The organism is Colwellia sp. MB3u-8 (assembly GCF_014076985.1).
Classification (GTDB): domain Bacteria; phylum Pseudomonadota; class Gammaproteobacteria; order Enterobacterales; family Alteromonadaceae; genus Cognaticolwellia.
Map to the genome: position 1 here is coordinate 269,225 of NZ_JACGVA010000068.1, position 21,603 is coordinate 290,827.

The 21,603-nt window shown below is 39.5% G+C and carries 22 protein-coding genes; 12 read left to right on the forward strand and 10 right to left on the reverse strand.

The features are described 5' to 3' along the window. Positions 1–4: 4 nt before the first annotated feature. The 6 genes from lptB to H4J54_RS13660 are packed head-to-tail and all read right to left on the reverse strand — an operon-like array spanning position 5 to position 4,321. On the reverse strand, positions 5–736 hold the full coding sequence (gene lptB, locus H4J54_RS13635; protein ID WP_182191491.1) for an LPS export ABC transporter ATP-binding protein: 732 nt from the start codon (positions 734–736) through the stop codon (positions 5–7). Further along, positions 737–1,282 carry a lipopolysaccharide transport periplasmic protein LptA gene (gene lptA / locus H4J54_RS13640; protein WP_182191493.1) on the reverse strand — a complete coding sequence of 182 codons (546 nt, stop codon included), beginning with the start codon at positions 1,280–1,282 and terminating at the stop codon, positions 737–739. It abuts the gene before it with no gap. Beyond that, positions 1,248–1,814 carry an LPS export ABC transporter periplasmic protein LptC gene (lptC, locus tag H4J54_RS13645; RefSeq protein ID WP_182191495.1) on the reverse strand — a complete coding sequence of 189 codons (567 nt, stop codon included), beginning with the start codon at positions 1,812–1,814 and terminating at the stop codon, positions 1,248–1,250. The genes lptA and lptC overlap by 35 nt, the downstream gene beginning before the upstream one ends. Then, entirely contained in the window at positions 1,811–2,356 is a 546-nt protein-coding gene (gene kdsC, locus H4J54_RS13650; protein WP_182191497.1) for a 3-deoxy-manno-octulosonate-8-phosphatase KdsC, read from the reverse strand. The genes lptC and kdsC overlap by 4 nt, the downstream gene beginning before the upstream one ends. A gap of 2 nt (positions 2,357–2,358) precedes the next feature. Next, positions 2,359–3,324, reverse strand: a complete 966-nt coding sequence (locus tag H4J54_RS13655) for a KpsF/GutQ family sugar-phosphate isomerase (RefSeq protein ID WP_182191500.1) — start codon at positions 3,322–3,324, stop codon at positions 2,359–2,361. A 16-nt stretch (positions 3,325–3,340) separates the two neighbouring features. Then, on the reverse strand, positions 3,341–4,321 hold the full coding sequence (locus H4J54_RS13660; RefSeq protein ID WP_182191501.1) for a calcium/sodium antiporter: 981 nt from the start codon (positions 4,319–4,321) through the stop codon (positions 3,341–3,343). 366 nt (positions 4,322–4,687) lie between these two features. On the opposite strand from H4J54_RS13660, the gene mlaF reads away from it, so the two are divergent. The 7 genes from mlaF (at position 4,688) to murA (ending at position 9,379) form a co-directional block, all read left to right on the forward strand. Beyond that, entirely contained in the window at positions 4,688–5,497 is an 810-nt protein-coding gene (mlaF, locus tag H4J54_RS13665; protein WP_182136726.1) for a phospholipid ABC transporter ATP-binding protein MlaF, read from the forward strand. Then, on the forward strand, positions 5,494–6,270 hold the full coding sequence (gene mlaE, locus H4J54_RS13670; RefSeq protein ID WP_182191504.1) for a lipid asymmetry maintenance ABC transporter permease subunit MlaE: 777 nt from the start codon (positions 5,494–5,496) through the stop codon (positions 6,268–6,270). The genes mlaF and mlaE overlap by 4 nt, the downstream gene beginning before the upstream one ends. Positions 6,271–6,330: 60 nt before the next feature. Next, on the forward strand, positions 6,331–6,801 hold the full coding sequence (gene mlaD, locus H4J54_RS13675) for an outer membrane lipid asymmetry maintenance protein MlaD (RefSeq protein ID WP_182191507.1): 471 nt from the start codon (positions 6,331–6,333) through the stop codon (positions 6,799–6,801). A gap of 2 nt (positions 6,802–6,803) precedes the next feature. Then, a complete protein-coding gene (locus H4J54_RS13680; protein WP_259367070.1) occupies positions 6,804–7,448 on the forward strand; it encodes an ABC transporter substrate-binding protein in 645 nt (214 codons plus the stop codon). A 62-nt stretch (positions 7,449–7,510) separates the two neighbouring features. Beyond that, complete coding sequence (locus H4J54_RS13685) at positions 7,511–7,807, forward strand: lipid asymmetry maintenance protein MlaB (protein WP_182191509.1); 297 nt, start codon at positions 7,511–7,513, stop codon at positions 7,805–7,807. A 24-nt stretch (positions 7,808–7,831) separates the two neighbouring features. Continuing rightward, a complete protein-coding gene (locus H4J54_RS13690) occupies positions 7,832–8,089 on the forward strand; it encodes a BolA family protein (RefSeq protein WP_182191527.1) in 258 nt (85 codons plus the stop codon). A 27-nt stretch (positions 8,090–8,116) separates the two neighbouring features. Then, entirely contained in the window at positions 8,117–9,379 is a 1,263-nt protein-coding gene (gene murA, locus H4J54_RS13695; RefSeq protein WP_182191530.1) for a UDP-N-acetylglucosamine 1-carboxyvinyltransferase, read from the forward strand. Positions 9,380–9,462: 83 nt separating this feature from the next. Here murA and H4J54_RS13700 read toward each other — a convergent pair whose 3' ends face one another. Continuing rightward, positions 9,463–10,521, reverse strand: a complete 1,059-nt coding sequence (locus tag H4J54_RS13700) for a trypsin-like peptidase domain-containing protein (RefSeq protein WP_259367071.1) — start codon at positions 10,519–10,521, stop codon at positions 9,463–9,465. 478 nt (positions 10,522–10,999) lie between these two features. Here H4J54_RS13700 and H4J54_RS13705 point away from each other — a divergent pair, with 478 nt between their 5' ends. Beyond that, positions 11,000–14,413, forward strand: a complete 3,414-nt coding sequence (locus H4J54_RS13705) for an EAL domain-containing protein (protein WP_182191532.1) — start codon at positions 11,000–11,002, stop codon at positions 14,411–14,413. A gap of 210 nt (positions 14,414–14,623) precedes the next feature. Here H4J54_RS13705 and H4J54_RS13710 read toward each other — a convergent pair whose 3' ends face one another. The 3 genes from H4J54_RS13710 to H4J54_RS13720 form a co-directional block, all read right to left on the reverse strand. Next, positions 14,624–15,313, reverse strand: coding sequence for a glucosaminidase domain-containing protein (locus H4J54_RS13710; protein WP_182191534.1), 690 nt, complete (start codon positions 15,311–15,313; stop codon positions 14,624–14,626). A 549-nt stretch (positions 15,314–15,862) separates the two neighbouring features. Then, positions 15,863–17,230 carry a Do family serine endopeptidase gene (locus tag H4J54_RS13715; protein ID WP_182191537.1) on the reverse strand — a complete coding sequence of 456 codons (1,368 nt, stop codon included), beginning with the start codon at positions 17,228–17,230 and terminating at the stop codon, positions 15,863–15,865. Positions 17,231–17,379: 149 nt separating this feature from the next. Beyond that, positions 17,380–17,814 (reverse strand): YhcB family protein, encoded by a 435-nt coding sequence (locus H4J54_RS13720; protein ID WP_182191539.1) that lies wholly within the window; start codon positions 17,812–17,814, stop codon positions 17,380–17,382. A 178-nt stretch (positions 17,815–17,992) separates the two neighbouring features. Here H4J54_RS13720 and zapE point away from each other — a divergent pair, with 178 nt between their 5' ends. The 4 genes from zapE (at position 17,993) to rpsI (ending at position 21,200) form a co-directional block, all read left to right on the forward strand. Continuing rightward, on the forward strand, positions 17,993–19,108 hold the full coding sequence (gene zapE, locus H4J54_RS13725; protein WP_182191541.1) for a cell division protein ZapE: 1,116 nt from the start codon (positions 17,993–17,995) through the stop codon (positions 19,106–19,108). A 62-nt stretch (positions 19,109–19,170) separates the two neighbouring features. Continuing rightward, a complete protein-coding gene (locus tag H4J54_RS13730; protein ID WP_182191543.1) occupies positions 19,171–20,145 on the forward strand; it encodes a hypothetical protein in 975 nt (324 codons plus the stop codon). Between the two features lie 230 nt (positions 20,146–20,375). Continuing rightward, on the forward strand, positions 20,376–20,804 hold the full coding sequence (gene rplM, locus H4J54_RS13735) for a 50S ribosomal protein L13 (RefSeq protein WP_182136671.1): 429 nt from the start codon (positions 20,376–20,378) through the stop codon (positions 20,802–20,804). A 3-nt stretch (positions 20,805–20,807) separates the two neighbouring features. After that, positions 20,808–21,200: a 30S ribosomal protein S9 gene (gene rpsI / locus H4J54_RS13740; RefSeq protein ID WP_182191544.1), complete on the forward strand. Its 393-nt coding sequence runs from the start codon at positions 20,808–20,810 to the stop codon at positions 21,198–21,200. Positions 21,201–21,603: the final 403 nt, after the last annotated feature.

A 21,603-nucleotide genomic window follows, 5' to 3' on the forward strand; every position in this document is an offset into this window, starting at 1 on the left:
TTCACTATAGCGTGAATTGTTCGCCAAGGTATACATCTCTTACATGCTGATTTGCAAGAATTTGCTTTGAATTACCTTCAGCGATAAGTTCACCATGACTAACGATGTAGGCATGTTCACAAACATCGAGTGTTTCTCGCACATTGTGATCTGTGATTAAAATACCTATGCCACGATCTTTTAAGTGTAGGATAATTTTTTTTATATCACCTACCGAAATCGGGTCAACACCGGCAAAGGGTTCATCCAGTAGTATAAATTTAGGATCTGCGGCTAATGCCCGTGCTATTTCAACTCGTCGGCGCTCACCGCCAGATAAACTCATGCCTAAGTTATCTTTTATATGGCCTATGTTGAACTCTTCTAATAAATGTTCAAGTTTTTCTTGTCGGTCAACGTCACTAAGTGATTTACGTGTTTGTAAAATGGCCATGATATTGTCATTGACCGATAACTTACGAAAAATAGAGGCTTCTTGTGGTAAATAACCAATACCTTTTCTCGCGCGCTCGTGCATTGGCAGTAAGGTTATATCTTCATCATTTAAGACAATTGAGCCACTGTCGTTCTTCACCAAGCCAACAATCATATAAAAAGAGGTAGTCTTACCTGCGCCATTTGGCCCTAATAAGCCAACTATTTGTCCAGCTGAGACGTGCATACTGACGTTTTTAACAACTTTTCTGCCTTTATAGGACTTGGCAAGGCCGGTTGCTGATAATGTAGAAGTTGACATTTACTCTTGCTTATCCTTTGATTTTATAGGCAATTTAATTTTGTTCTTCGGCTGTAATACGGTTTCAACTTTATCATTGTCTAGGCTTTCAGCGTTGACATACTCGGTGGCAAAATTATAGGTGATTTTACTGCCACTCACTTTACTACCTTCTTGGCTAAGGAGGGCATTGCCTGAAATAACGACGGTATTCATACTCGGCTCATAACGGATTTCATTGGCTTGCAAATTGATTGGGCTACCATCTTGAAGCGTTTGTTCAAAGGTCGCCGGTGAGCCTTTGGCAATATAAATTTTGCTGTCACTGTTTTCTTGGGTGATAACCTGTACTAACTCAGCATGTATCCTTAGTGTGCCCTGAGAAATAATGACATTATCAATATAACTGAATATTTTATTTTTGAGATCGGCAGCTTGGCGTGAAGAAGATATTTTAATCTCTTGTTCTACGTCAAATTTTTCTGCACTTGCGACAGGCACTAATAATGCTAACGCCGTGAGGCAATATAAGTTACTTTTTAATTTTTTTATAAATAGTCTGTACATGTTCGGTCAATGTCATCTGTGTTGTGTTTAAGTCTACAATTAATCCTGAGCCATACATAGTAAATCCTTTACCTAATATTAAGATAGTTTGCTCTGAGCTGATAATATTAGTTTTTAAGTCCATTTCTAAATTTTTACCATGCACTTCCTGTATCAAACTTTCTTTATCAGTGGCGATTAAACGTACGCGATTTGCTAATTTTACTCGATTGTTATTATACAAGGTGCCTTCATTGGCGGTGATTTGCCAAGTAGGTTTGTTGTTCCTTGGGTATAAGGTATAGCGTGGATATTCAAAGTGTGTGACCCCTAATTCAGCATAATGTTCCATGCGTTTCGCTTCTACATTATAAGATAATGCCCCAGTATTTTTATACACATCACTGTTAAGGTTTTCAGCAATAAATTCAGGGTTATTCGCAGTATCGAGAATGTTGCTGGTTTCTTCCTTCGCGCCATACCATTCAAGTAAGCCATAGGTGGTCAAGGCCAATAAAAATAAGCTTATACTGACAAGGTATATGCGATTCATAGGCTAGCACCCGTGGCATCAGCTAAGGTATTTTGGCTTTGCATAATAATATCGCAAGTTTCGCGCACGGCGCCGAAACCCCCTCGGGTATAGGTGATGTAGTCACAAGATTTTAAAATGGCGGGGTGAGCGTCATTGACCGCAATACTGAAGCCAACATAATTAAGGCAGTCAAAATCTGGCATATCGTCGCCGATGTAAGCCACTTGTTCAGGCGCTAATTTTAATGCGGCGAGCATAGCTTTTAAAGCCGGTAGCTTATTTTCTTCACCTTGTACTATGTGCTTAACATTTAATGCGCTCATACGGGTTTGCACTATAGCTGAGGTTCTGCCCGTGATCACGGCTACATCAACGCCGCTTGCACCTAAGGCTTTAACGCCGTAACCATCTTTAGTATGAAAGGCTTTTAATTCTTCACCATTATTACCTAAGTAAATACGACCATCTGAAAAAACGCCGTCTATATCACAAACAAAGAGTTTGATGTTTTGCGCTTTTTGCCAAACACTTGGCGATACTTTTCCGTATAGACTGTTCAACTTTAGAGCACTCCAGATTTTAATAAGTCATGCATGTTCATAGCACCAATGGGTTGGTTATTATCGTTAACAATAATTAAGCCGTTAATTTTTTTGTCTTCCATGATCTTTAATGCTTCAGCCGCCAGCATATCTTGCTTAGCCACTAAAGGGTTTTTTGTCATCACGCTGATAATGCTGTCTTGGTGAATATTAATTTCTTCATCTAAAATACGGCGTAAATCACCATCAGTAAACAGGCCTATTAAGCTATTGTTTGCGTCAACAACAGCGGTCATACCCAAACCTTTTAGTGACATTTCAACTAAGGCATCTTTTATTTTAGCTTCTTGGCTTACTGTTGGCAGACGTTCGTCTTTGTGCATGATATCGGCCAAGCGTAATAATAGCCTTTTACCTAAGCTGCCACCGGGGTGAGATAAGGCAAAATCATCTGCAGTAAAGCCGCGCGCATTCAATAAAGCCACCGCTAGGGCATCGCCCATCACTAAGGCTGCTGTGGTGCTAGAGGTGGGTGCCAAGCCTAATGGGCAAGCCTCTTGTGCTACTTTTACACAAACATGGCTATCGGCAAGTTTAGCCAGCGTAGAGTCAGGATTACCCGTCATGGCGATGAGTTTTGTGCCGATACGCTTTAGAACCGGAATAATGGCCAAGACTTCGCCAGTTTCACCCGAATTAGAAATGGTCAGTACCACATCATCTACAGTCACCATACCGAGATCGCCATGGCTTGCTTCCCCCGGGTGAATAAAAAATGCGGGTGTGCCGGTACTCGCTAAGGTTGCGGCAATTTTGCCACCAATATGTCCCGACTTTCCCATACCGATCACGATGACGCGGCCCCGACAATTAAACATTAACTCACAAGCTTGAGCAAAGTCGTCGTCAATAAATTGCGACAATTGTGCAATAGCTTGCTGCTCAATGTTAATGACATTTAGGGCTAATTGTTTAAAGTTTTTCATTGCTATAAACCACTTGTTACCTGTTGATTTGACTAAAAAGTAGTACTTGATAACCAATAAATACGGCTAATAATAGTAACCCTTTCGCCCGCGTGATGCGAAATTTTCCACCTCGACTAAAACAAAGTATAAATAATAAGAAGGTTGTTGCCAGCATAAATGGCGCGTCACGCACAGCGGCGGAATGATCGATATCGCCCGGCGCAATTAAGCCAGCTAACGATAAAACCGCAAGAATATTAAAGATATTCGAACCAATAATATTACCGAGCGCTAAATCATCTTCTTTTTTAATGATACTCATAATACTGGCAGCTAACTCAGGTAGGCTAGTACCAATAGCAATAACCGTTAAGCCGATGACTAAATCACTAATGCCAAAAGCTTTGGCTATAAATATTGATGAGTCAACCAAAAAACTAGCACTTAGCGGCAGTAATATCATACCGACCACTAGCCAGATTACCGATTGTTTGGTACTGACCCCATCAGGCACTTCTTGTTCTGCTTCTAAGACCATTTTATCGTCGATAGGGTTTTGTTTTGCACGTCTTAACGTGACGACAAGCAAGGTAGCAATATAAAGTACAAAACCGATAATCAGTATTAAGCCTTCATTAAAACTAAAGTTGCTGTTGGCTAGCATATATGTCGCGATAGCCGTAACAACCAAAATAAGCGGGATTTCACGTTTGATGGTCGTTGAGGAAACTGATAAAGGATGAAACAGTGCCGTTAAGCCTAATACTAACGCAATGTTGGTAATATTTGAGCCAATGGCATTGCCGACGGCAGTATCGACATTACCCTGTAAAGAAGCGGTGACCGCTATCATCATTTCAGGTGCTGAAGAGCCCATAGCAACAATAGTTAAGCCAATTATCATGGGAGAAATACCCAGATTTCGTGCTAATGCTGAGGCACCAAATACAAATTTGTCTGCACTCCACACTAAAGTGATTAGTGAAAGTAATAAGATCAAAATTTGGATGAACATTCAAAGCTCCTGTTTGGCTAAGATAAATAAATAGTGTTTGTGCTAATTGATGAAAGACAAAGAGGAATTATAAACCACTGATGGTAACCGATGACACTCAATTAATACTCATTTTGCTAACATAACGTGAGCGAAAAGCATTATAAACTTTTTCTGATATTATTGGCACGTGGATTCACAATAAAATAACTAAGCCAAAAAAAAGGCTTATTCATTACGCTAACTTTACACTTGCGTTACATTTATATACTTTTGGTTACTCTTTTAGCACTAAATAGTTGTGAATTTGTAATGACTGAGGTGTTGCGCTGCGGTAGAATTCTACTACATAAAACAATAATTAACAGTGATGTTATTCCAAGCGATATGTCTGAAATTTTAGTTGATATCAAAAACATGACCTTTAAGCGTAACGAGCGTGTTATTTATGATGGCATTAGTTTGTCTATTCCTAAAGGTAAAGTTACCGCGATAATGGGCCCAAGTGGTATTGGTAAAACAACGTTATTGCGCTTAATTGGTGGTCAAATTAAACCAGAGTCTGGGCAGATCCTTTTCGATGGCCACGACATTCCTAAATTGTCTCGTAGTGCGTTATATGACATACGTAAACGTATGAGTATGTTATTTCAAAGTGGTGCCTTGTTTACCGACATGAGTGTTTACGACAATATCGCCTTTCCTATACGCGAGCATACCCAGTTATCAGAAGACATCATTGAAAAAATGGTGCTAATGAAATTAGAAGCGGTGGGTTTGCGTGGTGCAAGAAATTTACGCCCAAATGAGCTCTCTGGTGGTATGGCGCGTCGAGCAGCCTTAGCTCGCTCAATTGCGCTTGACCCTGAACTTATTCTTTACGATGAGCCCTTTGCTGGCCAAGATCCTATTTCTATGGGCGTGATTGTCCGGCTTATTCATCAACTAGGTGATGCATTGGGATTAACCTCTGTGGTGGTTTCTCATGATGTTCCAGAAGCGATGAGTATTGCAGATTATATTTATATTATTGCCGAGCAAAAAATTATTGGCCAAGGTACGCCGGAAGAAATCTACGCGCACACCTCACCTTTAGTGCAGCAATTTGTTAAAGGTGAAGCGGATGGTCCGGTACCATTTCATTATCCTGCAGCGTCATATAGTGAAGAGTTAATTGGTCGAGGTGTTGAGAAGTGAATCAGCTGCAAATATTGGGTCATAGCATTATCGAACAAATCTCAGGCTTAGGTAGAGCTTTGTTGATGTTAGCATCAGCGCTCTTGCATATTCCGAATCCACGCAAAGGTTTTCCTTTGTTGTTGAGCCAATTGTACTCCGTTGGCGTATTATCTTTAGTTATCATAGTGGTTTCGGGTTTGTTTATCGGCATGGTATTGGCTTTACAGGGCTATACTATTCTGGTTGATTTTGGCGCTGAAGCTAGCTTAGGGCCAATGGTCGCCTTGTCGTTATTACGTGAGTTAGGTCCAGTGGTTGCCGCCTTACTTTTTGCTGGTCGAGCTGGGTCTGCGCTGACCGCTGAAATAGGTTTGATGAAAGCAACAGAGCAACTTTCTAGCCTTGAAATGATGGCCGTAGATCCTTTGCGTCGTGTGATTGCCCCGCGCTTTTGGGCTGGTTTTATCAGTTTGCCACTGTTAGCGGCTATATTCTCTGCGGTGGGTATTTTAGGTGCTCATTTAGTTGGTGTTGATTGGTTAGGTGTTGACAGCGGTACGTTTTGGTCGGTAATGCAGTCGCAAGTGTCATTCGAAAAAGACGTTTTAAATGGCATTATTAAAAGCGTAGTATTTGCTTTTGTGGTGACTTGGATCGCTGTTTATAAAGGTTATGCTTGTGAGCCAACCTCTGAAGGTATTAGCCGAGCAACCACTTCAACCGTAGTGCAATCGTCACTATTAGTTTTAGGCTTAGATTTTGTATTAACCGCGTTAATGTTTACAAGTTAATCTTTGTAAAAAATTTATAGCGGTTATTTAGTTAAATATTATTTGAATTTGGTGGAAGACATGGTGTCGAAAAAAATAGAATTATTGGTCGGACTCTTTGCTGCAATTGGTATTGCTGCATTGTTAATGCTAGCACTAAAAGTAGCTGACAGCGGTATTACAGGTACTGGCAACACATATCAGTTATATGCCAAATTTGATAATATTGGCGGCCTGAAAGTTCGCTCGCCAATAAAAGTGGGGGGTGTTGTCATCGGCCGTGTCAGTGCAATATCGTTAGACAGTGAAGATTATACGCCTTTAGTGACGTTAGAAATTTTTGCCGAGTATAAGAACTTCTCAGAAGCGACTTCAGTGTCAATATTAACGGCGGGTTTATTAGGTGAACAATATATAGGTTTGTTACCGGGCTTTATTCATAGCTCAGTTGAAATCTTAAAACCAGGTGATTATATTGAAGACACCAAGCCTGCATTGATATTAGAAGAACTAATCGGTCAATTTTTATTCAGCCAAGGCAGTGGTGATTAATCATGATAAATAATGCCATGAAAAAATGCTTTTTTTGTTTAGCACTATTAGGTTTGTCGATATCGGTTAGCGCCACAGGAACTGTTGACAAAAAAGACCCTTATCAAATGATTAAAACGGTTGCCGAGATCACTTTTAAGCGTTTTGCTAATGAACAAGTGGCGATACGTGCAGAGCCTAATTTATTGAAAACCATCGTTCGCGAAGAATTAATGCCGTATATAAATTATCAATATGCCGCTTATAAAGTGATTGGTAGCAATTTCAAGAAAACCAATCAGGCTGACCGAGCTGAATTTGTACCGGCATTTCGTGAGTATCTTATCACCGCTTATGCGCAGGTTTTTACCTTGTACAATAACCAAAAGGTCGAATTTGCACCGGCAGAAGATTTTGCTAAACATCGCGTAGTGTCTGTTGATACGAGTGTAATAGAGCCAGGTCGCAGCCCAATTAATATTTCCTTTCGTGTGCGCAAGCATAAAAAAACCGGCGACTGGAAAGCTTATGATATGGTAGCAGAAGGTGTCAGCTTACTTGACAGTAAACAAGCAGAGTTAAGTGGTGTGATCCGTCAAAAAGGGCTAGCTCATGTCACTGAAATGCTAAAAGAAAAAAGTGCAAAGAGTATTGTTTTTAAATCATAAAAGTTAATTTTTGCCAAGCATACAGACAAAGTAGCGTATTATAAGGTTGTTAGTAGATAAAAATGATAGAAGTCCAACAAGCAGAGCAAAAAGCGATTTTTAGTGGTGCGTTAACCCGTGCTACAATAACGCCTGCATTTGATAAAAAGTACCGTAAATTAGTCAATAATGAACGAATTATTATTGACTTGGCTAAGGTGAGTCAAGTTGACACCGCAGGCTTAGCATGGATTTTATTATTAATTGAACTGGCGGCCAGCAAAGCTTGTCATATCAGTTTGATTAATTTACCTGAAGATTTATTAAAGTTGGCAAGCTTAAGTGCAGTAGATACATTATTGCCGATAGAAACCCCTTAATCTACACACTATTTGGAGCAAAAAGTGGAAGTAACAGAGATAGAAAAATTAATTACCGATGCCGTTGAATTAGACGAGATTCATGTAGCATTTGATGGTTCACAATGTAAAGTCATTGCCATCGCTGATTTTTTAGGTGATTTAAGCCGAGTGAAAAAACAACAAACTATTTATGCCCCTTTAGCGAAAATTATTAACGAAGGTGTTATTCACGCGGTATCCATTAAAACCTTCACAACGTCTGATTGGCGCCGTGAAAAAATGTTTAACCTACCCCTTTAATTCACACCGACATAAAAGAATATACTCTTGGACGCATTTAAAATTATTGGTGGGCAACCACTACATGGCGAAGTGACTATTTCAGGCGCAAAAAATGCGGCATTACCTATTCTAATGTCGGCATTGCTCTCAGAAACTCCGGTTACTTTTTCCAATGTTCCGAAACTTAATGATATAGAAACGACGATTAGACTGTTGTCACAATTAGGCGCTAAATGTCAGTGGCTTAGTGAGAGTAGCTTGATGATTGATGCTAGTAGTATCGAGCATTGTCGCGCGTCATATGAGTTAGTGAAAACTATGCGAGCTTCTATCTTGGTTTTAGGGCCTTTACTTGCCCGTTTTGGCCATGCTGAAGTATCTTTACCTGGCGGTTGTGCCATTGGCGCGCGACCGGTTAACTTGCATATTCATGGTTTAAAGCTGATGGGTGCAGATATAGCGGTTGAAAATGGTTATATCATTGCGCGCAATAGTGGTCGACTTAAAGGTGCGACTATTTTTATGGACACCGTCAGTGTTACCGGTACTGAAAATCTAATGATGGCTGCCGCATTGGCTGATGGCATCACTATTATCGAGAATGCAGCGCGTGAGCCTGAAATTGTTGATCTAGCGCATTGTTTAAATGGCATGGGTGCTAAAGTTTCCGGCGCAGGCACTGACACCTTAACGATTACTGGCGTTGAAACACTTCATGGTACAGGTTATTCAGTCATGCCAGATCGAATAGAAACCGGTACATTTTTAGTTGCAGCGGCGGTCACTCAAGGTAAAGTAAAGTGTTTAAACACAGATCCTAAAGCTTTAGATGCGGTACTGGCTAAGTTAAGAGAAGCTGGCGGAGTTATCACCACAGGTGATGACTGGATAGAGCTGGAAATGACCTCAAGGCCAAAAGCGGTTAATATACGCACGGCACCTCATCCGGCATTTCCAACCGATATGCAAGCACAATTTGTTGCCCTTAATGCTATAGCTGATGGCACGGCAACAACAACCGAAACGATTTTTGAAAATCGCTTTATGCATGTACCTGAACTACAGCGTATGGGGGCAAATATAAGTCTTGAAGGCAATATAGCCATAAGTACCGGTGTGGAGCAGTTAAATGGTGCGCAAGTAATGGCAACTGATTTACGTGCCTCTGCGAGCTTAGTTATTGCGGGACTCGTTGCGAGTACTGAAACGCAAGTAGACCGTATTTATCATATTGATCGTGGTTATCAAAAAATTGAAGATAAGCTGCAAGCGTTAGGGGCAAATATCACCCGTATTACGGTTAAATAAGGCTAATTAATCGTTAGCGAGTGATAAAAAATCCCAGCTACTTTGCTGGGATTTTTATTTGTTGGGTGAATTGCTTACAAGATTTACTTTGGTACTTCAACAATAGTCACAGGTAAGGTTAATTGTTGATTATCGCGAGAGATCATAAAGCTCAATATCGTACCTGGCGCAGCCTCAGCAACAACGTCTAAGCCTTGTTTTGCATTTTGTAATCGAATATCGTCTATTTGATAAACCACATCACCTGATTGTAATCCAGCTTTCATAGCCGGACTGTCTGGCGTTACCACACCAATAATAAAGCCCTTAAGATTGGTCACAGAATCGTTAGCCTCTACACCAAGCCAGCCACGCACCACGCGACCATGTTCAATAATCTTTAACATAATGGTACGTGCTAATTGATAAGGCACCGCAAAAAATATGCCCTGAATATTAAGATTAGGATTTGCTTGGGTAAACTTTCTTGAATTAATGCCGACTAACTCACCATTAGAATTTATCAGAGCACCACCAGAATTGCCCTCATTAATAGCGGCATCCATTTGTAAAAATTGTAAATAGCTGGTACTTAGACCACTTTGTCCGGTTGCACTGACAATGCCTTGAGTGACAGTTTGTCCTAAATTTAGTGGATTACCTATGGCTAATACTACGTCACCGACTTGCGGTGTTAATGTGCTCATTTGAGGAATAACCGGCAAATTGTTCGCTTGTACTTTTAATACCGCAAGATCGGTCAAGACATCATAACCAATGAGTTCAGCATGAAGCTCTTGGCCTCTTTGTAAAACTACTACAGTTAAATCAGCACTTTGTACTACATGGTAGTTGGTTAAAATATAACCTTGGCTGTGCATGATAACGCCACTACCTAAGCGGGTTACTTTTCGCGGTTGGCGGCCATAAGTTGGGTTTACTTGAATTTCTTCAGAGTAAATATTCACTACAGCAGGGCCAGCTAAACGCACCGCTTTTGCATAAGACAAAGGCGCTTGTATTTTCTCAACTTTGGTAAATAATTGCCAAGGAAGTATGTTTTTTTCACGCAGCTCAGGGACTAGTATCAACAAAACCAACGCAAACATGACGCCGTAGCTAGCTGAACGAATGAAAAATTTTAGGGCATTGATAATTTTCAACAGGATTATTTTTATTGGTCTAATTTTTTATAGATTAACATAAAGCCTTTGTTGTTATAAAGTTTTTGTCTTAGATAATCGCTGAGCTGACGTTGAGTATGGGCTAGAGATTAGACTGGTTTAAATAGCTGAAAGGGTTAATATCAGCGAGCACTTGCAGCGTATTAAGTTGTATTTTTATCCAGCTAGCTGCTAGCTGTGAGCAAAGTGCGGGTTCGTAACATAATAACTGTCAACGTCAAGAAACAACAAAGCTTACGATACAAAGCTAAAATTATTCATACCTACTCGGCATCGAGTGAAACCAAGATACTCATTTTTTACTTTTACTTTTACTTTATATTTTTAGATTAAAATTTTAATCATCATTATTAACTAATGTAGAAAAGCAAACTTGTGATACTCTGGCTTAATATCAGGTAAAAATTGATGGAAATCAAGGTGATATTTTTAATTTTCACACTTAATGGAGCCGCTGTTGAAACCATATAATCAGCAAGAATTACCCCAGAAAAATATTGATGTGTTGAGCTTTTTTGGTTTTGGTACTTCAGGTACCTTTTTATTTTTTCTCGCCTTAATTATTGGCGCATTATTTTTACTGAGCAATATTTACATCTCCAACGTGGCTAATGAGCGAAACAATATTCTTAAGCAAAAACTATCACTCATGTCGGACAAGATTGAAGACAGTATCGATTCACGGTTATTTATGCTTGATGAGCTTGAGTCTTATGTGCAGTTATCACCAGAAATAGATCAATCTGATTTTGCAGTCATCGCACATAGTATGTTTGAACGCCAGCCAAGTTTACGTAGCCTGCAATTAGCACGTAATAGTGTGTTATCACATATTTATCCTTTGAGCAATAATAAAGCTGCTTTGGGACATGATCTCCTGGCCGATGCCAATCGGAAATCGGACGTGTTATTGGCTTATCAGAGTAACACCGCCACTATTTCAGGGCCCTTAAATTTACGACAGGGCGGGCTTGCTTTGATTGTTCGTCAACCCGTTCATATCAAAAATAAGGTTAATCAGACCACACAAATCTGGGGCTTAAGCATTCTACTCTTAGACTGGGATGAGTTATTGCAAGAAACAGATCTGCTTAGTTTGGGAAATGAGCAAAGTCTCGCTTTACGTAAACGAATCAACAATAGATGGCAGCCAGCATTCTGGGGTAATAATGATTTGTTTATCGAGGCAGAAAAAACAGCCGTAATGGTTGATATTGACCTACCCAATAGTGTTTGGCAGTTGGCCATAAAACAAAATACTAAACCATTAACGCTCATATCAAATATTGTTATAGTGGCCTGCATGGCGATTGTATTGCTGATATGTTTTTTCAGACAAATGCTCTATAAGTTAACCTGGACTGGCCCAGCAGCACTGGCAGGGGTTTTTATTTTACTTTCTGCGGTTATCACAGGGTTAAGCTACTATTCAATCAATAATGAACAACGTCAGCAACTACTTGAAAAAGCCGAAATCATTCGAGTTGATATTCGTAAACGCCTGAAGGAAAGCCTAGATTATATTGGGCTATTAAATTTGGCGCGTACATCAGATAATTTAACCCGTCAGAAATTTCAACAGCGAGTGAGTCATTATGTCAGTACTCATCCAGAGTTGATCAATATTACTTGGATTGATGCGCAATTTATTATTCGCAACGTAGCTCCTTTAACAGGAAATGAACAAATCATAGGCCTTAAAGTGGACCTTAAAGAGCCCCGGCGTGCCTCTCGCTTAGCGAAAGAGTTACGTTTGCCGGTTTACACTCACCCATTTGTCGCCATCCAGGGACCTGCGTCTTTTGAGGTTTGGGTGCCGGTTTATCGTGGCAATGAATTTATGGGTTTGTTTGCCGGGGTATATTCAATTTCCGCTTTGTTTAAAACTGTGGTTAGTGATGAAATTTTACATCAATTTGGTGTCAGCCTGATCACCCATGATGGTCAGGTGGTTGATCGTAGCTTACTAAAAGATAACGAGGATATACGTCTTAGCCAAACAGTAGCATTGTCGCCACCGGGCTATAATATTGCCCTGCGACTTGATCGTTACCAAAGTCAGTTGTGGCGTTGGGATATTATTGTGTTGTCGTTATTAGCTTTTAGTTTAGCCATTGGTGTTTTCTGGATCATGTTTATATTATTGCGGGCTCGTACAGAGTTACAACAACGTTATAAACAACTCAGTGCAGCGCAAGACGCTTTATATCGCGAGAAAGAGTTGTCGCAGGTTACCTTATTGTCGATTGGTGAGGGCGTAATCACTATGGACATAAACGGTAAAATTAGTAACCTCAACCCAGTAGCTGAAACTATTACCCAGTGGTCATCAAAAAAAGCTCAAGGACAATTGTTGTATCAGGTAATGCCTTTATTAGATATTACTGATCACCACTCGATGGAAAAAGTATTATTAAATTGCATCGATAAGGCGATGTCTGGCGACAGCTCTGCAACCATGGGTTTATTAATCAGTGCACAAAAGTACAGTTTACGATGTACCTTAACTTCGATTAAAAATAAACTCGGTCAGGCCATTGGTTGCGTATTGATTTTGCATGACATTACTGAGATGTATTTGATTACGCAAAAGTTAGAACATAGGGCTAAACATGACTCGCTAACCGGCTTGGTTAACCGCATCGAATTTGAAGAACGGCTTGAACATGCTGTATCGGTTGCTAGGGTGGAAAATTGTCAACACAGCTTGCTCTACATTGATTTAGATCAATTCAAAATAGTTAATGACACTTGTGGCCATTTAGCCGGTGATAAAATGTTAGTGCAATTGACATCACTCTTGCAAGATCGCATAAGAAGTAGTGATACTTTAGCTCGACTAGGGGGAGATGAGTTTGGTGTGCTATTGCTCAATTGTACCCTAACGCAGGCTGAAAATACTGCTGAAATGTTACGCCAACAAGTAGAAGAATTTCGTTTTATATGGCATGAAAAAAGTTTTACTTTAGGGCTTAGTATTGGTGTAGTGGTTATTGATAAAAATACAGCAAACCACAGTCAGAGCTTAAGTACCGCAGATCTAGCTTGTTATATGGCTAAAGATGGTGGCCGCAATCGCGTACATGTGTATACCGAAGAGGATGAAGAAACATCAAAGCGTCATGGAGAAATGCATTGGGTGTCCCGTATTACCGCCGCACTTGAAAATGACAGTTTTGTACTTTATCGTCAGGCCATACTTCCACTGGGGAGAAGCCAGCCGGGTAAGTACTATGAGCTATTAATACGTCTAGAAGAAGACGATGGCACACTGGTTAGCCCTGGTGCATTTTTACCTGCGGCTGAGCGATATAACATGATGATCCAGATTGATCGTTGGGTGCTTAATTCCGCGCTTAAATTTTTCCAACAATATCCTGATGAACTCAATGGCTTATTACTTTGCAGTATCAACATCTCTGCTCAATCTTTGAGTAATGAGGAATTTTTAGCTTTTCTAAAAAACAGTTTAGAAAACAATCCTCAATGGTGCAATAAACTCTGTTTCGAAATCACAGAAAGCTCAGCGATAAGAAATATTCAGCAAGCTAAACGCTTTATTAGTACCTTAAAAGTATTGGGATGTCGTTTTGCCCTCGATGATTTTGGCTCAGGTATGTGTTCTTTTGCTTACTTGAAAAATTTACGGGTAGATTATTTGAAAATCGATGGCAGCTTGGTCAGAAACTGTGATCGAGACCCAATAGATTTAGCGATGGTAAAGTCGGTCAATGATGTTGCTCAGGTGATGAATATGCAAACTATTGCTGAGTGGGTTGAAGATGATCAGACGTTAGCCGTATTGAAAACACTGGAAGTGGATTATGTCCAAGGATATGCGGTTGGAAAACCTCAACCACTGCGTAAATAACTAAAAATATTTAGATCCGAGACATAACATCATCGTGAATCAGCCTGCAATAAAAGCTGTTGCAGGCTGTCATTAATAGGTTTATTGTCGCTCGAAAATTCCTCTAACTTATTCCTCTAGCCTATATGAAATCTTTCAATGCCATAAATCTAAGGTGAGGTTAAATCTCATCGCTAATTTCAGCGCATACTACTTGAATTTGTGCGTATTTTAGTTATTAGCATCAAGATGATGGAATTTATTAAACTTAATAATCGAGGTTAATTCATGACCATATTCTGCACCTTTTTCAGAATAACGGTCTAATTTTTTAACTAAAGCAAATGGGTCATCAGTTTTCATTTTTAATTTTCTAAACTCTTTAAATGCACCACCACGGGCAATGGTTCGATAATAGTCGTTAACAGAGGCTTTTATCGATGGATATTCTTTTACCCAAATAGTTTTATCACCACGTTTTTTAAGGGCAGCAATTCTAGGTTCATCTTTATCAAACGACCAAACACCAAATATATTGTAAGCTTCTCTAAAAAAACGAGATGTTGCCCAAGAACTTTCCATTGCGGCTTGTGCAATCGCAATACTTTTAGGGTGTGGTTTCAGTGCCATTAAAAGCTCTGCATCGCTTTTTGCTTTATATTCCACTTTTAGCTTGGCTATTTTATCGGCATGACTACCTGATTCTAGTGACGCTGAAACCTCATTATATCGGACCATAAGCTCAGCATAGACATCGTTTACTGCCGGAATAATGAGGCTTTTAAACCTAGCCTTTTTTTCTTGCACTGTCATTTTAGGCAACGCTGTATCTTCTGATGAGTAAAAATAAATAACGGCAGAAAATAAGAGTATAGAAATAAGTGCAGCTAATACTTTTGATTGCAAAGAAGTTAATTTCATATAAAGCCTTACTTGAAGTGTAAAAAAAATATTAAGCTATAATAGCATATAATTTATCTCTGCTGAAAAATCGCTCACTGAGCTGAGTGTTAAGCTTGGTCGACAATAAAAGTGGTTTGTTTACCCAGCTACTTTTTATCTGTAATAGTCTACTGCTTCTAACTTGCGGGCCAAAGATTGAACCTTGGTGAAAGTTGAGCTGAGCTTTTAGTTTACCCAGATAGGGATAAAGCAAGTTTTATGAGATTTTCAGTCTCAATACTTAGCGCACTTATACCTTTGTTAGTGAAGCTGTTTAGGATAAGTTGTCGATATCTTGCTGGTAATCTTGTTTACCCAATAAAAGTAAAGGCGAGGCTTTAAAGTTGGACATAGTTTATCAAATAGGTCTTAATTAATGTCAGTTAAAAGTTTAATCGATGCTAGTAGCTGAATAAAAACTATAAAAAAAGCCTGTCGTTTGACAGGCTTAGGTTTAGTGCTTAGGTCATCTATTAGGGTTTAATACCGTGCCATTAGCAGATAATGACAGCACCTAAGGTAAAAGTATTAGCGGATCATCAAGAACAATGACGTGTTGTTACGCTGAACATTCAGTGCAAAAACGCCCTTATGATCACTTAAGTAACTACGTAGCTCACCAATGTTATTAATGCGTTGGCGATTAATACCATTAATAACATCACCTTTGCGTAAACCTACTGCAGCCGCAGGGCTGTTTTCTGCAACTTCAGCAACACTGATACCATTACCTTTACTGTTATTTTCTAGCTCAGCGCCATCAAGCATGGGATGTAAACTCGCGGCTTCAATATTAGCCATGTCAGCTTTTTTCAAAGTAACGTCATAGGTTTTTTCTTTACCGTCTTTTCTGATCACGGTAATTTTTACCGTTTGCCCAGCGCCAATTGAACCAATTTTACCTCTGAGTGCGTTAAAGGTTTTAATCATTTTACCGTTAACTTTAATAATAACATCGCCGGCACGAATACCGGCTTCATCAGCGGCTGAATCTGGCATGACTTGTTCGACAAAACCGCCTTGACTAATATCAAGTTCCATTGCTTTAGCAATTTCACTGGTAACACTGCGACCGGCAACACCTAAAACACCGCGTCGTACTTCGCCAAACTCAATAATTTGATTAACCAAGTTTTGTACCATGTTACTTGGAATGGCAAAACCAATACCGACATTGCCACCGTTAGGACCTAAGATGGCGGTGTTGATACCAATAAGCTCACCACGTAAGTTGATCAAAGCCCCCCCTGAATTACCACTATTAATCGCGGCATCGGTTTGAATGAAATCTTCGTAGTTTTCAACGTTTAGGCCGCTACGACCTAAGGCACTGACGATACCAGAGGTAACCGTCTGTCCTAAGCCAAATGGGCTACCTATAGCAACCGCAAAATCACCCACACGTATGGTGTCAGAGTCTGCGATTTTTACTGCAACCAGGTTATCCGCTACTATCTGTAATAAAGCGATATCGCTGGCTTCATCACCACCAATTTTTTTAGCGTCAAGTTGGCGACCATCTTTTAGCGTAATTTGGATTTCGTCAGCATCGTTAATCACATGGCTGTTAGTGACAATGTAACCTTTATCAGCGTCAAGAATGACACCTGAGCCCAAACCCCGAAATTGTCGTTCTTTTTGTTGGCTTTGGCCTTGCCCTTGGCGGGGGTTACCAAAGAAAAATTTGAAAGCTTCTGGCACACGCTGTTCAACTTCATGGGTGCCACGAACTGAAATGAGCACAACTCCCGGTGTTACTTGCTCTAACATAGGTGCAAGGCTAGGCATATTTTGCCCATTGAACGATTGAGGTAATTTGGCTTGCGCGGGTAAACTTGCCATGGCAATCGTTGAGGAAAGTAAGACAATATTGATTAAAACTGATAAATTCTTCATGTAACAGAAAACTCCTAATTAAAGTATTTATAAGCAACAGGATTGTTTAGTTACATAAATCAGTTAAACAAACCTGTTGGGATCACTCAATTAAAGACCTGCAATAAAAAGATTAGTTCCTAATTATTTGTTTCAGTATTTGTAACACTTTATTTCTTATCATTAAACAAGCCACTGGGTGCGCCGGAATAATCTAACGGAGGCTCTGATGTTGTTTCGTCATTTTTGCGGATATTTTTGTCGTGTCGTAAATTTACCGTCTGCGCTAATTGCTCTTGGGTTTCTTTAGAGAAAAAGGGCATGTTTTCAATATTATCAGGGGTGACTTGTTGCAACAGTTGGGTGCTTTGCGCCATTTGAGTCATAGCAACTTGGCAGGTACTGTTCATTTGTTCAAGCAAATTGGCGGAGTTTGCAAGATGGTCTGCTACGTCAAGTTTATATCGTGCTAATTCTGCTTCACTTTGGCTCGCTTTAGTCGCAAGTTTTTGTGTTTCTTGTGCAGATGAAAAAAGCATTCTGTTAGCAAAAAAACCGACAATTGCGCCAACGATAAATAGTCCGAGCCCTAAAACAACATTCATATTTCTTTACCTTCATTGTATTCATGGAAAAAATTAGAGAAAATACGCTTCAATAAATTTAATATAACGTGCTTCACGCTACTTACCTAATGAATATATTTGTAAAAAAAAATATTTTAAGCTTAGTTGGCTTAAACGTTATAAAAACTAAAGTTAGTATTAATTAAATGGCAGTTAAATGATTAAATTATCTCCAATTGGAAAATACACACAAGATTTAACTCGCGATGATTTTCTCTTTGACGCGGCACAAGAAAATGCAGTTAAAAATTTACAACGTTTGTACGACGATTTAATGACTCAACCTTTACCGGTAACGGGCTTTAAAAAGGTGCTAAATCGCTGGAAGCGCGTGGTAAAAAAACCGGAAATTAAGCAGATACAGGGCATTTATTTCTGGGGGGGTGTTGGGCGTGGTAAAACCTATCTCGTTGATACTTTTTATGATGGTTTACCCTTCACTAATAAGATGCGTGTGCATTTTCACCGCTTTATGCATCGTGTGCATGAAGAGTTAAAATTGCTACAAGGGCAATCTGACCCACTAAAAATTATTGCTAAACGCTTTGCCGATGAAACCTGCATTATCTGCTTTGATGAGTTTTTTGTTTCAGACATTACCGACGCGATGATTTTAGGGACTTTATTTGAAGAATTATTTGCTCACAATGTCACGCTTGTGGCGACATCAAATATTATTCCAGATGACTTATATCACAATGGCTTACAACGCGAACGTTTCATGCCGGCGATAAAGTTAATTAATCAATGTTGCGATATTATTAATGTTGATAGCGGGGTCGATTATCGTCTTCGTACTTTGGAGCAAGCAGAAATATTTCATTTCCCCTTGGATCAACAAGCCGATGACAATTTAAGGCATTATTTTCAAAGCTTGTCACTTGAAGCGGGTCATAAAGACAAGGTTATTGAAATTAACAATCGCCCATTACCCACAGTTCAGGAATCAGATGGTGTGGTGCACTTTGAATTTTCAACCTTGTGTGAGTCTGCGCGTAGTCAGAGCGATTATATGGAGTTGAGCCGTTTATATCATACGGTATTATTGGCTAATGTTATGCAAATGGGCGTCGAGAATGATGACAGTACACGGCGATTTATTGCCTTAGTCGATGAATTTTATGAGCGCAATGTTAAATTAATCATCTCGGCAGAAGTCGCCTTAGAGTGTTTATATGTTAACGGTCGTTTAAGTTTTGAATTCAAGCGTTGTTTAAGTCGACTGCAAGAAATGCAGTCACACAGTTATTTAGCGAGTGAGCATTTACCATAATTAATGTTTTTGTGAGTAAAACATAACAAGTTGTTTTTATAGTGAAAAGGAGTTTATAAAAAATGATTAACAAGAGGATTGTTAGCTTTAGCACCATATTCATGGTGCTAGTGTCGTTAAATGTATTTGCTGGGGTAACTGATAATCCTTTTAGGAAATCACTCGAAATAACAAAAGCATATCTGCCAAAAGCTATTTTGACTATGTGGCAGAGTGAGCATTTGATATGGCGAGCTCAGTTATTTAATCGCGCGTGTGAGCAAAATACTCAAGCGGTAAAACACGCGATTAATGCCGGATTTGTCTTAGTGAATCAAGTCATTATTGATCAAGCGATAATAAATCATCAGCTGATTGATGAAAACGCTAAACTGATATTGCCAGACAGTAATAAGTTGCATTACCAAGTTTTTAGCAGAGTATACGCCTATGCCTATACAAAACGACTGCGAATAATTCAGCAATATTACCCTGAAATCAGTGCAGATTTATGTGCACATGCTAAGACAATTTCACAACAGTATCCGTCTGATGATTTGCCCATAGTACCTTGGCAACTAACTGATCAAAGTGAGTTTAAAGTATGGCAAGCTGATTTATTTTCAATGCGTGTGGTTAATCAGCATTTTGTTGCGGCCTTTATTAAACGCCAACAAGCATTTGCTCACATCATAGATGCAGGAATTTATGCCATGATGCTACAAGATGAAAAGGCAATCAGTGCATTTTCTGCTCTTAGCGATAGCTATCAATATAACCATTTACTGATGAAAGAAATAACTCAGGCGTATAGCGAAGTAAAAGGTAAAAAATTACCTGATGAGCTTTGGCGAGCAAGTTATGCCCAAGCCGCCAATTTATTAGCAATGCAGGCCTACAAGTTAGCAACAATATCAGCATTAAGGCAAATTAGAGCGCTTTATCCTGAGCTATATCAGCGCATTGAAACTCATGCTATTAGTTATGTAAAATTGCAGTTGAGTAGATTGCAAGTGAGTAAATCACAGTTGAATGAAGCGTTTAATCAGCACGAGTAGCACTTTTTGTTAATTTCCGTTTGGCTTATAAAGAAAGATCAGTGATTAGGCGTGATCTTTTGCCTATTGTTCTGTATAATCCGGCTTCCCTACGTTACAAAGCCTGTTCTTTTTCCAGAGGACCGGCAACGGACTCGATGCTCGAAGGGGCAATGGCGTAGTCTTTAACGGATAACTTGAGGTTTTCTTAGGTTATTATTTAAGTAACATTTATATAATTGGGTTTTTTAATGAAAACTTTTGTAGCTAAACCAGAGAGCGTACAACGCGAATGGTTCTTAGTGGACGCCGAAAATAAAACTTTAGGCCGTATCGCTACTGAAATTGCAAGCCGTTTGCGCGGTAAGCATAAAGCAGAATTTACTCCTCATGTAGATACTGGCGATTACATCGTTGTTATCAATGCTGAGAAAGTAAAAGTAACTGGTAATAAAGCGAAGGGTAAAATTTACTACTCGCATACAGAATTTGTTGGTGGTCTTAAGCAAATTAGCTTTGAAAAGCTAATCGCAAAAGCTCCAGAGCGCGTTATTGAATTCGCAGTTAAGGGTATGTTACCTAAAGGTCCTTTAGGTCGTGAAATGTTCCGTAAGCTTAAAGTTTACGCGGGTACTGAACATAAACATACTGCACAACAACCACAACTTTTGGAGCTGTAAGTCATGGCTGATAATCAATATTACGGTACTGGTCGTCGCAAGAGCTCAACTGCTCGTGTGTTCATGAAAGCTGGTAACGGTGCAATCACAATTAACAAACGTGATATTTCTGTATACTTTGGCCGTGAAACGGCTCGTATGGTTGTTCGTCAACCATTAGACTTAGTTGAAATGTTAGAAAAGTTTGATTTTAACATCACTGTTTCAGGTGGTGGTATTTCTGGTCAAGCTGGCGCAATTCGTCACGGTATTACTCGTGCATTAATGGAGTTCGATGAAACTTTACGTGGTGCTCTACGTAATGCTGGTTTCGTTACTCGTGATGCTCGTAAAGTTGAACGTAAGAAAGTTGGTCTACACAAGGCTCGTAAAAAGCCACAATTTTCAAAACGTTAATATTTACGTTATGTTATTTCAAAAACCGGCTTCTGCCGGTTTTTTTATGAGAAAAATACCGGCTATGTCACTATGATATGGTCGTTCTTAGCCATCTCGGTAATTACTCCTGCATTACTCTAATGACTTATACCAAATTGATTAATTATCCGCTTATTTTAACTCGTGAAATGAGCAAAAAATTAGTGAGATTAGTAGGATATCTCTGTCAGAACATGGCTCCGTGGCATGCGTGCATTCATGCACGTCGATGTGAAAGTGCGGTGATGGCAAAGTTGCTTGGTGTTATATATTACTTGTTCTGTACCCAAGCGATAAATTAACTGTCCACTATGCCAATGCGCAACATAATAAGCTAATTCGTTGTGAGCAAGCCTATACGCGAGCCATTGCTCGACAATAT

Coding starts and splice junctions, on each gene's coding strand:
- H4J54_RS13720 (WP_182191539.1), bottom strand. CDS start 17,814: ATGAATGTTGTTTTAGGGCTCGGACTATTTATCGTTGGCGCAATTGTC.
- H4J54_RS13680 (WP_259367070.1), top strand. CDS start 6,804: ATGATAAATAATGCCATGAAAAAATGCTTTTTTTGTTTAGCACTATTA.
- mlaD (WP_182191507.1), top strand. CDS start 6,331: ATGGTGTCGAAAAAAATAGAATTATTGGTCGGACTCTTTGCTGCAATT.
- H4J54_RS13710 (WP_182191534.1), bottom strand. CDS start 15,313: ATGAAATTAACTTCTTTGCAATCAAAAGTATTAGCTGCACTTATTTCT.
- lptA (WP_182191493.1), bottom strand. CDS start 1,282: ATGTACAGACTATTTATAAAAAAATTAAAAAGTAACTTATATTGCCTC.
- H4J54_RS13660 (WP_182191501.1), bottom strand. CDS start 4,321: ATGTTCATCCAAATTTTGATCTTATTACTTTCACTAATCACTTTAGTG.
- lptB (WP_182191491.1), bottom strand. CDS start 736: ATGTCAACTTCTACATTATCAGCAACCGGCCTTGCCAAGTCCTATAAA.
- rpsI (WP_182191544.1), top strand. CDS start 20,808: ATGGCTGATAATCAATATTACGGTACTGGTCGTCGCAAGAGCTCAACT.
- H4J54_RS13730 (WP_182191543.1), top strand. CDS start 19,171: ATGATTAACAAGAGGATTGTTAGCTTTAGCACCATATTCATGGTGCTA.
- H4J54_RS13685 (WP_182191509.1), top strand. CDS start 7,511: ATGATAGAAGTCCAACAAGCAGAGCAAAAAGCGATTTTTAGTGGTGCG.
- rplM (WP_182136671.1), top strand. CDS start 20,376: ATGAAAACTTTTGTAGCTAAACCAGAGAGCGTACAACGCGAATGGTTC.
- mlaF (WP_182136726.1), top strand. CDS start 4,688: ATGTCTGAAATTTTAGTTGATATCAAAAACATGACCTTTAAGCGTAAC.
- H4J54_RS13715 (WP_182191537.1), bottom strand. CDS start 17,230: ATGAAGAATTTATCAGTTTTAATCAATATTGTCTTACTTTCCTCAACG.
- lptC (WP_182191495.1), bottom strand. CDS start 1,814: ATGAATCGCATATACCTTGTCAGTATAAGCTTATTTTTATTGGCCTTG.
- zapE (WP_182191541.1), top strand. CDS start 17,993: ATGATTAAATTATCTCCAATTGGAAAATACACACAAGATTTAACTCGC.
- H4J54_RS13655 (WP_182191500.1), bottom strand. CDS start 3,324: ATGAAAAACTTTAAACAATTAGCCCTAAATGTCATTAACATTGAGCAG.